This is a genomic window from Kitasatospora sp. NPDC056184 (assembly GCF_042268405.1).
Lineage (GTDB): Bacteria > Actinomycetota > Actinomycetes > Streptomycetales > Streptomycetaceae > Kitasatospora.
In genome coordinates this window covers 253,744-265,171 of record NZ_JBHJUI010000006.1, presented here as the reverse complement: position 1 = coordinate 265,171, position 11,428 = coordinate 253,744, and the positions used below count along the sequence as shown (strand labels likewise).

At 73.9% G+C, this 11,428-nt stretch carries 10 protein-coding genes; 7 read left to right on the top strand and 3 right to left on the bottom strand.

From position 1 onward, the window contains the following. Window positions 1-97 precede the first annotated feature (97 nt). Window positions 98-814, bottom strand: a complete 717-nt coding sequence (locus ACFC0B_RS15230; protein WP_376086266.1) for an MOSC domain-containing protein — start codon at window positions 812-814, stop codon at window positions 98-100. A gap of 78 nt (window positions 815-892) precedes the next feature. Next, window positions 893-1,633 (bottom strand): cyclase family protein, encoded by a 741-nt coding sequence (locus ACFC0B_RS15225; protein ID WP_376086265.1) that lies wholly within the window; start codon window positions 1,631-1,633, stop codon window positions 893-895. Window positions 1,634-1,700: 67 nt separating this feature from the next. On the opposite strand from ACFC0B_RS15225, the gene ACFC0B_RS15220 reads away from it, so the two are divergent. The 6 genes from ACFC0B_RS15220 (at window position 1,701) to ACFC0B_RS15195 (ending at window position 7,689) form a co-directional block, all read left to right on the top strand. Next, on the top strand, window positions 1,701-2,402 hold the full coding sequence (locus ACFC0B_RS15220) for a UbiX family flavin prenyltransferase (RefSeq protein ID WP_376086264.1): 702 nt from the start codon (window positions 1,701-1,703) through the stop codon (window positions 2,400-2,402). 129 nt (window positions 2,403-2,531) lie between these two features. Further along, the gene (locus tag ACFC0B_RS15215; protein WP_376086263.1) at window positions 2,532-2,993 is read left to right on the top strand and encodes an Lrp/AsnC family transcriptional regulator; all 462 of its coding nucleotides are present in this window, start codon (window positions 2,532-2,534) and stop codon (window positions 2,991-2,993) included. 56 nt (window positions 2,994-3,049) lie between these two features. Then, on the top strand, window positions 3,050-4,012 hold the full coding sequence (locus ACFC0B_RS15210) for a threonine/serine dehydratase (RefSeq protein WP_376086262.1): 963 nt from the start codon (window positions 3,050-3,052) through the stop codon (window positions 4,010-4,012). 92 nt (window positions 4,013-4,104) lie between these two features. Further along, on the top strand, window positions 4,105-5,268 hold the full coding sequence (mqnE, locus tag ACFC0B_RS15205; protein WP_376086261.1) for an aminofutalosine synthase MqnE: 1,164 nt from the start codon (window positions 4,105-4,107) through the stop codon (window positions 5,266-5,268). A 111-nt stretch (window positions 5,269-5,379) separates the two neighbouring features. Beyond that, entirely contained in the window at window positions 5,380-6,582 is a 1,203-nt protein-coding gene (locus ACFC0B_RS15200) for a L,D-transpeptidase family protein (RefSeq protein WP_376086260.1), read from the top strand. 162 nt (window positions 6,583-6,744) lie between these two features. After that, window positions 6,745-7,689, top strand: coding sequence for a beta-ketoacyl-ACP synthase III (locus ACFC0B_RS15195; protein ID WP_376086259.1), 945 nt, complete (start codon window positions 6,745-6,747; stop codon window positions 7,687-7,689). Window positions 7,690-7,935: 246 nt separating this feature from the next. On the opposite strand, the gene ACFC0B_RS15190 is transcribed toward ACFC0B_RS15195, so the two are convergent. Then, complete coding sequence (locus ACFC0B_RS15190; RefSeq protein WP_266311629.1) at window positions 7,936-8,583, bottom strand: TetR family transcriptional regulator; 648 nt, start codon at window positions 8,581-8,583, stop codon at window positions 7,936-7,938. A gap of 457 nt (window positions 8,584-9,040) precedes the next feature. Here ACFC0B_RS15190 and ACFC0B_RS15185 point away from each other — a divergent pair, with 457 nt between their 5' ends. Continuing rightward, window positions 9,041-11,395, top strand: coding sequence for a serine/threonine-protein kinase (locus ACFC0B_RS15185; RefSeq protein ID WP_376086388.1), 2,355 nt, complete (start codon window positions 9,041-9,043; stop codon window positions 11,393-11,395). Window positions 11,396-11,428 lie beyond the last annotated feature (33 nt).

Genomic DNA, 11,428 nt, shown 5'->3' with positions numbered 1-11,428 from the left:
CTGTCTTACGACAGTAAGACAGGATAGTCGCGGGTCAGTCAAGTGCGGAAGGAGAAAGAGGAATTGACGGGCGCTCCGGAAGGCGCGGGAGGAGGGGTCAGGCCAGGGTCAGCGTGTCCCCGACCGTGAGGCGGCCGGGGGCGGCGACCTCGGCGAGGGCGTCCAGGCGGGAGTCGTGGAACTGCGCGAGCGCCTTGAGGATCTCCGGGGCGTGCGGCAGTCCGGGCTGGGCGGCGGTGGTCATCGCGCAGCGCTCGCTGGAGCGGACGAAGGCGAGCCGGGCGCCGGAGCGCGCGGAGCCGTGCGCCTCGCGGCCGAACCAGTCGTCCTCGACGAACGGCGGGGTGCCCGGCGGGGTGCGCAGCAGGACGTTCGGGCGGAACCGGCGGACGTCCACCACGGCGGACGGCGCGGCCTCGGCGACCCAGTCCAGGGTGGCGGTGGTGAGCACGCTGACCGGGAGCTGGTCGAAGTGCGAGACGGCGTCCTCGCGGGCGAGCTCGACGTCCTCGCGCTGCAGGTAGGCGCGGAGGAAGGCGGTCGGGTCGACGACCGGTCGGCCGAGCGGGTCGAGCAGCTCGGGGCCGTCGAGCCGGTGGCCGAGCCTTGCGGAGAGGCGGAGCAGGCCGTCCATCCGCCGGAACCGGCGGGTGTTCTTGCCGGAGCCGAGCTTGCCGCCGGCGTCGCGCACGGCGTAGAGGCGATCGCCCGCGAGCCCGCGGTCGTCCACCTCGACGGAGTCGAGCCGCTCGCCGCCGGTGGACTTCACGGGGTAGCGCCAGAGCTGCTCGACGACTCCGATGATCTCTGCCATGGCCGGACAGCGTACCGCCGCCCGCCGATGATGGTCTAGACCAAGTGGCCGGTGTGGCAAGGGGGTGGCCCCGGTGGCTCACCCCAGCCGGGCGACCGCCCGCACCGGTGCCCCGTCCGCCGCCACCAGCCGCAGCGGGAAGAGCGACACCTCGACCGGCCGGCCGGCCTCCTGCGCCGCCAGCAGCGGCCGCAGATCGGTCAGGTTCTCCGCGATCACCCCGCCGCCCGGCGCCCCGAGCAGCACCCGGTGGGCCGCCAGCGTCGGCTCCTCGGCGGCCGGCCGGTCGTGCTCGTCGGTGAGGTCGGCGAGCAGCGCGGCGACCGCCGGGTCGCCCGGGCCCGGGTCGGGCGTCGGGTCGACGCTGAGCGCGTCCACCCCGACCGTGCGCACCCCGGCGGCGACGATCGCCTCGGCGGCCCGCGCGGTCAGGCTCGGGTGGGCGAGGTAGGCGTCGGTGCCCCAGTGCCGGGTCCAGCCGGTGGCGAGCAGCAGGACGGTGCCCTCGCCGGCCCGCTCCAGCGCGGGGGCGAGCTGCTCGGCGGTGATGGCGGCGCGCGGCTCCAGTCCGCGCAGGTCGGCGATGACCGCCGAGCCGGTGAACCGCTCCAGCGGCAGGCCGTCCAGCGTCGGCCAGGTGACGTCGACGTGGTACGGCGCGTCCACGTGGGTGCCGGACTGCGAACCGAGGTGCAGGGCGAGCACGTTCACCCCGGCGGTGGCGGTGGTGAGGGCGGGCTCCAGGAGGACGGCCGGATCGCCGGGGTAGACCGGCATCGCGGTGGTCACCTGGTGGGTGAGGTCGACGAGGGTGGCCATGCCGCCCATCCTCGCAGGGCGGGCCGGGGCGGAGTGAGGGGCGGAGTGGGGATAGAAAGTAACCACTATGGAAAAGCCTGAACAGCCCGTCCGCCGTCCCTGGGTCGTGGGGGTCTCCGGCGCGTCCGGCACCCCGTACGCCGTCGCGGTGATCCGCGCCCTCCTCGCCGCCGGCGAGTCGGTCGACCTGGTGGTCAGCCGCGCGGCCCGGCTGACGATCCTCGACGAGACCGGCATCGCCTTCCGGGACGCGCACTGGCGCACCGACCTGGCCGCCTGGCTGCGGTTCGGGCAGGACGGGCCGGCGGGCGCGACGGCGGACGGGGCGGCGGACGGGCTGGACGACGTCCGGTACTGGCCGGCCGGGGACTTCGCGGCGGGCCCGTCCAGCGGCTCGTACCCCGCCAAGGGGATGCTGGTCGTCCCGGCGACCACCGGCGCGGTGGCCGGGATCGCGCTCGGCCTCAGCAAGGACCTGCTCCAGCGGGTGGCCAGCGTCACCCTCAAGGAGCGGCGTCCGCTGGTCGTCTGCGTCCGCGAGACACCACTCAACGGGGTGACGTTGAAGCACTTGGTGGAGCTGGACGCGCAGGGCGCGGTCGTGCTCCCCGCCTCGCCCGGGTTCTACGCCGGCGGCTCCACCGTCGGCGAGCTGGTCGGTTTCGTCGCCGGACGGGTGCTGGACGCGGTCGGCGTGCCGCACACGCTGTACCGCCGCTGGGAGGGCGAGTTGGGCGCGGCGGCGCGCGCGGCCGAACGGTCGGGCTGAGGGGGAGTGAGATACCGCAGGACGGGAGAGTATGTTCTCTGCGATATCCGGGTTGGTCCGAGCACGGCGCCTTTGAATCCGGATAATGATCTGTGGGTCTGGCGAGGTTCGGAAGGACGCGGACGGTATATGGACACGGTGGACAGACAGCTCATCCAGGCGCTGCGGGAGAACGGCCGCGCCTCCTACGCCGAGCTGGGCCGGCTGGTCGGCCTCTCCGGCCCGAGCGTCACGGACCGCATCAACCGGCTGGAGCAGGCCGGTGTCATCACCGGCTACCGGGCGACGGTCAACCCGGCCTCGCTCGGTTTCGGGGTCACGGCCCTGATCGGCCTCCAGCTGACCGACGCGGCGGACCACGAGGACGTCGCGTTCCGGCTCAAGGACCTCGGCGAGGTCGAGGACTGCTGGTTCATCGCCGGTGACGACTCGTACATGCTCAAGGTCCGGGTGCCGGACGTCGAGGGCCTGGAGTCGGTGGTGAAGCGGATCTCGGGCACGAAGGGTGTGGCCCGCACCCGGACGACCGTCGTACTCTCCACGAAGTGGGAGAGCCGGGTCAGCGAGCTGCCGCTCGCCGAGGCCGAGTAACGCGGTAACGCGGTAACGCGGTAACGCGAACGAGCGACGCACGGGGGAGTGGCGGTATGGCACTGGTCGGTCTGGAGGAACTGCGCGCGGCCCGGGAGCGGATCGCGGGCGTCGCGGTGCGCACCCCGCTGGTCCCCGCCCCCTGGGCGGCGGACGGCGAGCGCCGGCTCTGGCTCAAGCCGGAGAACCTCCAGCCGACCGGCGCGTTCAAGGCCCGCGGGGCGTACAACCGGCTCGCCGCGCTGAGCGGCGAGGAGCGCGCCCGCGGCGTGGTCGCCCAGTCCAGCGGCAACCACGCGCAGGCGGTGGCGTACGCCGCGGGGCTGCTCGGGATCAAGGCCGTGATCGTGATGCCGGACACCTCCCCGGCGGTCAAGGTCGACGCCACCCGGTCCTTCGGCGCCGAGGTGCTGCTGGTCGCGCCGGAGGAGCGGGACACCGTGCCCGCCGAGCTGGCCGAGCGGCACGGCTACGTCTGGGTGCCGCCGTACGACGACCCGTTCATCATCGCGGGCCAGGGCACGGTCGGCCTGGAGATCGCCGAGGACGCCCCGGCGGAGCTGGACACCGTGCTCGTCCCGGTCAGCGGCGGCGGGCTGATCGGCGGCACGGCGGCCGCGCTCAAGCTGACCCGCCCGGGCATCCGGGTGATCGGCGTCGAACCCGAGCTGGCCGCCGACGCCCGGGCCAGCCTGCGGGCCGGCGAGCGGATCACCTGGCCGGTCGCCGACACCTACCGGACGATCGCCGACGGCCTGCGCACCCCCTCGGTGGGCGTGCTGCCGTACGAGCACCTCCTCGCCTACGTGGACGACATCGTCACCGTCACCGAGGACGAGATCCGCGCCACGGTGGCCCTGCTGGCCCGGCGCGGGCGGATCGTGGCCGAGCCGTCCGGCGCGGTCGCCCCGGCCGCGTACTTCCACCGGGCCGCCGAGATCGGCGGGCGGGCCGTGGCGGCCGTGGTGAGCGGCGGAAACATCGAGCCGGCGCTGCTGGCGGAGCTGCTCGCCGGCTGACCCGCCCGGGGGCGGCTGCCCGCGAACCGCCCCACGCGGGGGCGTACGCTCGTTCCGGCAAGGATTCGAAGTCGGAGGAGGCGGGGCACCGCATGGACGCAGGGCTCAAGCGCGAGCTGGAGGCGAAGGTCTACGCGGGGGAGCGGCTGACCCGGGAGGATGGGATCGCGCTCTACGAGAGCGACGACCTGGCCTGGCTGGGGGGCCTCGCCCACCACGTGCGGACGCGGAAGAACGGCGACGTCGTCCACTTCAACGTCAACCGCCACCTCAACATGACCAACGTGTGCAACGCGTCCTGCGCGTACTGCTCGTTCCAGCGCAAGCCGGGCGAGAAGGACGCCTACACGATGCGCATCGAGGAGGCCGTCCGGCTCGCCAAGGCGATGGAGGTCGACTCCCTCACCGAGCTGCACATCGTCAACGGCCTGCACCCCACCCTGCCGTGGCGCTACTACCCGCGCTCGCTGCGGGAGCTGAAGGCGGCGCTGCCGAACGTCTCGCTGAAGGCCTTCACCGCCACCGAGATCCACTGGTTCGAGCGGATCAGCGGCCTGCCCGCCGACGAGATCCTCGACGAGCTGATCGACGCCGGCCTGGAGTCGCTGACCGGCGGCGGCGCGGAGATCTTCGACTGGGAGGTCCGCCAGCACATCGTCGACCACGACACCCACTGGGAGGACTGGTCGCGGATCCACCGGCTCGCCCACAGCAAGGGACTCAAGACGCCGGCCACCATGCTGTACGGCCACATCGAGGAGCCCCGCCACCGGGTGGACCACGTGCTGCGGCTGCGTGAGCTGCAGGACGAGACCGGCGGCTTCCAGGTCTTCATCCCGCTGCGCTACCAGCACGACTTCCACGACTCCAAGGACGGCGTGGTGCGCAACAAGCTGATGGCGCGCACCGAGATGGCCACCGGCGCCGAGGCGCTGAAGACCTTCGCGGTCTCCCGGCTGCTGTTCGACAACGTGCCGCACGTCAAGGTCTTCTGGGTGATGCACGGCGTCACCACCGCCCAGCTGGCGCTCAGCCACGGTGCGGACGACATGGACGGCTCGGTGGTCGAGTACAAGATCACCCACGACGCGGACAACTTCGGCACCCCGAACAAGCTGGGCCGCGAGGACCTGCTCGGCCTGATCCGGGACGCCGGCTTCCGCCCGGTGGAGCGCAACACCCGCTACGAGATCATCCGCGAGTACGACGGCCCCGACCTGACCCGCCGGGAGACCCCGCAGGCGATGCGCCTCTGACCGGACCTCCGACCACGGGCCGCCGCCCGGGCCCGGGCGGCGGCTTCTTCACGGGGCCCGCACAGGACCCCGGCTTTCGCAACCCGTCCTCCGTTTGGCAGGATCGGCCACATGTCCGGTCACCGTCGCACCTCCCCGTACCCGTCGTACGAGCCGGTGTACGAGGTGCCGCAGCAGTCGTACGAGGCGCAGCAGCCGCCCCACGGCGCTCCGCCGCAGCCGTACGGCGGCCACCAGGAGGACGACGGCCCGCTGTACGAGGGGCAGGACCCCGGGTACGGCTACCGGAGCCTGGCCGAGCACGACGTCTACGACCAGCCGTTCCAGACGTACCCCGTCGAACCGGAGTTCCGGCCGGAGCCGTCGCCGGCGCCGCTCCCGGGGCAGCGGCGCGCCGCCGCGCCGGCCGGTGGCCGCGCGGCCGCCCGGGGCCACCGGCGCAAGCCCAAGAAGAAGCGCACCGGCCGGGTCGCCGTGGCCGGCACCGCCCTGCTGCTGGCGGCCGCCGCCGGCTGGTACACCGTCGGGGAGGACGCCGCCAAGCCCGGTGTGACCACCGCCGACGGCCCCGGTCCGGAGGGCGCCGGCGCCCCGGACCGCCCCGCCGCGCAGCCGGCGGCCGACCAGGCCTCGCCGACCGCCGCCCCGGCCGCCCGGGCCGCCGACGACCGGCAGACCGAGACCCCCGCCGCGGGCCGCAGCGAGGCCCGCGCCGACGGTTCGGTCGAGGCGATCCCGGGCCTCGGCCCCGGCTTCGCCGGCCGGATACCCGCCGACACCAACCAGGTGGTGGTGGCCACCGGCGAGGGCAAGGACGCCAACCGGACCAGCGTCACGCTGTGGACCCGCACCCCCGAGGGCCACTGGCTGCACGGCGAGACCTGGCAGGGCCACAACGCGTTCAAGGGCTGGACCACCGACCACAACGAGGGCGACCTGCGCAGTCCGATCGGCGTCTTCTCGCTGACCGACGCCGGCGGCCGCAAGGCCGACCCGGGCAGCCGGCTGCCCTACGACAAGGACGCGAACTTCGTGGTCTCCGGGACGGGCTTCGCCGGCGAGCAGCTGGCCGGCTCCTTCGACTACGTCGTCGCGATCGACTACAACCGGGTGCCGGGCAACTCGCCGCTGGACCCGCGCCGCCCGAACGGCTCGACCAAGGGCGGCGGGATCTGGATCCACGTCGACCACGGCGGTCCGACGCACGGCTGCGTGTCCGTCCCGGAGGACAAGATGGCCCAGCTGATCCGTACCCTGGACCCCGGCGCCCGCCCGGTGATCGTGATGGGCGACGCGGCCTCGCTGGCGGTCTGACCGCCCCGCCGGGCCGGACGATTCCCTCGTGTGCCGCCTCCGGGCGGATTCCACGACCCGTCTGCCGCAACGGTCCTTGTCGGCCTCCTACAGCATCCCGGCACGGATCCTGTAGCCGGTCGCGACCCGCTGACCAGCGGGTAACCGGGTTGAGTGGGCAGTATGAGCGGTTCGCGCATCGTGGCACTCGGCCACTACCAGCCCCCCAAGGTCCTCACCAACGACGACCTGGCGAAGCTGGTCGACACCGACGACGAGTGGATCCGCAGCCGGGTGGGCATCCGGACGCGGCACATCGCGGAGGGCGAGACCGTCGTCGACCTCGCCACCGAGGCGGCCCAGAAGGCGCTGGCCAACAGCGGCCGGTCGGCGTCCGAGGTCGACCTGGTCGTGGTCGCCACCTGCACCGCGGTGGAACGCAGCCCCAACACGGCCGCCGCCGTCGCGGCCCGGCTCGGTGTGCGATCGCCGGCCGCCTACGACATCAACACGGTCTGCTCGGGCTTCTCCTACGCGCTGGCCACCGCCGACCACGCGATCCGGGCCGGAGCGGCCCGGACGGCGCTGGTGATCGGCGCGGAGCGGATGTCGGACACCCTCGACTGGACCGACCGGTCGACCTGCGTGATCTTCGGTGACGGCGCCGGCGCGGCGCTGGTCGAGGCCCAGGAGGAGGGCGCCGAGCCGGGGATCGGCCCGGTGGTCTGGGGCTCGGAGCCGGAGAAGGGCGACGCCGTGGTGATCACCGGCTGGGACCCGGTGATCAGCCAGCAGGGCCAGTCGGTGTTCCGCTGGGCGACCACCCAGATCGCCCCGCTGGCCCGGCAGGCCTGCGAGCGGGCCGGGATCGACCCGTCCGAGCTGAAGGGCTTCGTGCCGCACCAGGCGAATCTGCGGATCATCGACGCGATCGCGTCCCGGCTCGGGGTCACCGACGCGGTGGTGGCCCGGGACGTCGTGGACTCCGGCAACACCTCGGCGGCCTCCGTCCCGCTGGCCTTCTCCAAGCTGGTCGAGCGCGGCGAGCTGTCGCCCGGCGACCCGGTGCTGCTGTTCGGCTTCGGCGGCGGCCTGGCGTACGCCGGACAGGTCGTCCGCTGCCCCTGAGGCCCCCTGAGGCCCCGCTGGGAGCCCGCTGGGAGCCCCGGAGGCCTCCCGGGGCCCCGGCCCCGTCCGACTCCCGCTGACACGCCTGTGGGCGGTCACCCGTCGAGGGTGACCGCCCACAGGCGTGTCGTGGCGCGCTGCGGACCGTCGGCGGACCTCCCCCGAGGACACGGCCGCCGTCCGTCGTACCCCGGACAGGAGGCCGGGGCGCGCGCGAAGCGGAAGGTGGGGTCGAAGCGGATCGGTCTACTTGGGCGCCTTCTTGCCGGTGACGCCCAGGTACACCAGGGGAGCGAGGTTGGGCTTGAGGTCCTTGACCTTGACGCCCCAGGAGGTGAAGGCCTTCTGGTGCTCGGCCGCCGAAGCGAGCAGCGAGACCAGGGACCCGGCGACGGCGGCCGGATCCAGCGACTTGTCGGCCTGGCCCTTCGCCTGGAGTTCCTTGACGGCCTCCGTGAGCGGCTTGGCGACCGCGTTGAGGACGGTCATGCGGATCTTGAAGAACCGCTTGTCCCCTTCTGCGGCACCGAGCGTGACCACGCGGAGAATGGCGTCGTTCTTGCGCCAGAAGGCGAGGAATCCGTCGACCAGTTCTTCCGAAGTGGCCGTGCCGGACTTCCCTGCCCAGGACTTTCCGGCCACCAGCTCTTTGAGCGTGTCGGCGTCCTTGGCCATTTCCTCGGCGATTTCGAGGACGGCGCCCTCGACATCCGGGAAGTACTGGTAGAAGGTCGCGGGGGAGGTACCCGCCATACGGGCGACGTCGATGACCTTGACGTCCCGATAGGGCGACGTGCTGAGCATCTCGCGGAGGCAGTCGAGCAGCTTCTGCCGCGTCTCCTGTCCGCGTCGCCCGGCGACGCGACCGTCGACGGTGCGAACTTGTCCTGTCATGCCGTCAGCTTACCGTGGCCCGATCTTGGCGCGATTCGGTGATGTGACAATTACTCCGCACGGGGGTTGGTATAGCCGCTCCGGGCCCTTCGGAGGGATATTCATCGGCCTCTGCGGGCCCCCTTGACGCCCCCCCGTGCACCGGTGACGCCACAGGGTGACGAAGCCTTCGCTGAGGGGTTATCGAGTAACGGAGCGTGACCATCGGATCGGCGGTGTGACCTGCCCCTCTCGGCACTCCCGGGCGTGTCGGGTGCAAGTCGGAGCCGGAGCGGACGTCAGATTCCAGCCGTTCCGCTGCCGCTGACCGGCCAGTGGACCCGCCCGCCGGGCGGACACCGCTCTGGGCGGGGGAGGTTGGAGATGGGCCGGGCGGCATTGGAGAATCGGGTCCGGCACCACGCGGTGGGTGCGCGGCACCACGCGGGCGGTGCTCAAGACGGGGAGGTGGCAGCGGGTGGACCAGCTGACGGCGCACGATCCGAGGCGGATCGGGCCCTTCGAAGTGCTGGGGCGGCTCGGGGCGGGCGGCATGGGCCTGGTCTACCTGGCGCGGTCCGCGTCCGGACGGCGGGTGGCGATCAAGACCGTCCGGGGGGAGCTGGCCGAGGACGAGCTGTTCCGGGTCCGTTTCGCGCGGGAGATCGCGGCCGCCAAGACGGTCGGCGGCTTCTACACGGCGGCCGTGGTCGACGCCGACGCCGACGCCCGGGTGCCCTGGCTGGCCACCGCGTACGTCCCGGCGCCGTCCCTGGAGGACCTGGTCACCGAGTGCGGGCCGCTGCCGGCCGGGGCGGTGCGCTGGCTGGTGGCCGGCATCGCCGAGGCCCTGCAGTCCATCCACGCCGCCGGGCTGGTCCACCGCGACCTCAAGCCCTCCAACGTCCTGGTCGTCGAGGACGGACCCCGGGTGATCGACTTCGGCATCGCCGCCGGGGTCTCCAGCACCCGGCTCACCATGACCAACGTCGCGGTCGGCACCCCGGCGTACATGTCGCCGGAGCAGGCCCGGGACAGCCGGGGCGTCACCGGCGCCAGCGACGTCTTCTCGCTCGGGTCGCTGCTGGTCTTCTGCGCCACCGGCCACCCGCCGTACCGGGGCGCCAACCCGGTGGAGACGGTCTTCCAGCTGCTGCGCGACCAGCCCGACCTCTCCGGCCTGCCGCCGGAGCTGGCCGACCTGGTGCGCGCCTGCATGCGGCCGTCGCCGGAGCACCGGCCGACCCCGGAGCAGATCCAGGTCGAACTGGCCCCGCACCTGTTCTCCCGGGACGACGCCTCCGGCGAGGCCGGGGACTGGCTGCCGCCCGACGCGCTCGCCCTCATCGAGCGCAAGCGGGGCCGCCGCCAGCCGCCACCGGCCGCCCCGCCGCAGCACGTGCCGCCGCAGTCCGTGCCGCACCACCCGCCGCACCCGCCCGCCCCGCGGCCGCACCCCGGCCAGGACGACCCGCGCACCCGGGCGGTCGCCGGGCACGCCGCGGCGCCCGCCGGGCCGGTGCACCACGCGCCGCCCGGACCGGACACTGAGGCCGCCACCGAGAAGCTGGCCGCCCCCAGCCGGCACCGCCGGCCGGTCGCCGAGGAGGGCGACGAGGTGCGGCTGCCCGGCGCCTCGGTCCGGATAGGGCCGGGGCCGCGCGCCGAGCAGGCCGGCCCGGGCGCGCCGCCCGCCGAGACCGACTGGGTCCGGCGGATCACCCCGCCCCCGGCCCCCGCCGCCCGCTGGCGCCCCTGGCGGTTCCGGATGTCCAACGAGGTCTGGGGCACCCCGGTGGTCGCCGACGGGACCCTGTTCGTCTCCAGCTTCGAGGTGCACGCCTTGGACATCGCGTCCGGGCAGCGCCGCTACAAGACCCGGGACGTCGCCTGGGCGCTCGCCGTCGACGCCGGCCGGGTGCACGCGGCCGACGGCCCGCACCTGTACACGGTGGACGTCGCGGACGGCACCGAGCGCTGGCGGCACTCGCTGGACGGCTGGGTGTACTCGCTGGACGCGGCCGACGGGGTGCTCTGCTGCGGCGTCCGGGGCGGCGGCGTCCAACTGCGCTCGGCCGCCGGCGGCGCCGAGCTCTGGCGCGCCGACGACGCCCAGCAGGAGTTCGAGAACCCGCAGTCCGGCCCCGCCCTGGTGGGCGGCGCGGCGTACTACTACGGCGGCCGGCGGCTGCGCTGCGTGGACCCGCGCGGCTCCGGCCTGCGCTGGTCGGTCCCGGTCGGCGAGGACGTGCCCTCCCGCCCGGTCGAGCGCTCCGGCGTGCTGTACGTGACGGCCGGCACCCGGGTCTACGCGCTGGACGCGGCGAGCGGCGCCGAGCGCTGGCGGTTCGAGGCCCCGGTGGTGCTGTTCACCCCTCCGGCGCTGGACGCCGACGCGGTCTACGTCGTCGACTACCTGGGCACCGTCTACGCGCTGGACGCGGCCACCGGCCGGGACCGCTGGCGCGCGGCCACCGGGACCCGGCAGGGCGCCGAGCCGGTGGTGGTCGGGGACGGCATGGTGCTGGTCGGCAGCGGCGAGGTGCTGTACGCGTTCGAGGCGGGCAGCGGCCGGGAGCGCTGGCGGTACACCGCGCGCGGCGAGATCGTCGGCTCCCCGGCGGTCGCCGACGGGCTGGTCCACCTCGGCAGCCGGGACCACTCGCTGCACACGGTGGACCTGGCCAGCGGCCGGCTGCGCTGGGAGCTGGGCACCAAGGGCGAGCTGACCGGCTCGCCGGTGGCGGTCGGCGGGAAGGTCTTCGTCGGCAGCAAGGACCGCTGCGTCTACGCGCTGGACGCCTTCTACGGCACGGCGGTGCCCTCGCACTGAGGCGCGGCGGGCCGGGGGCCGGGGCGGGGCCCG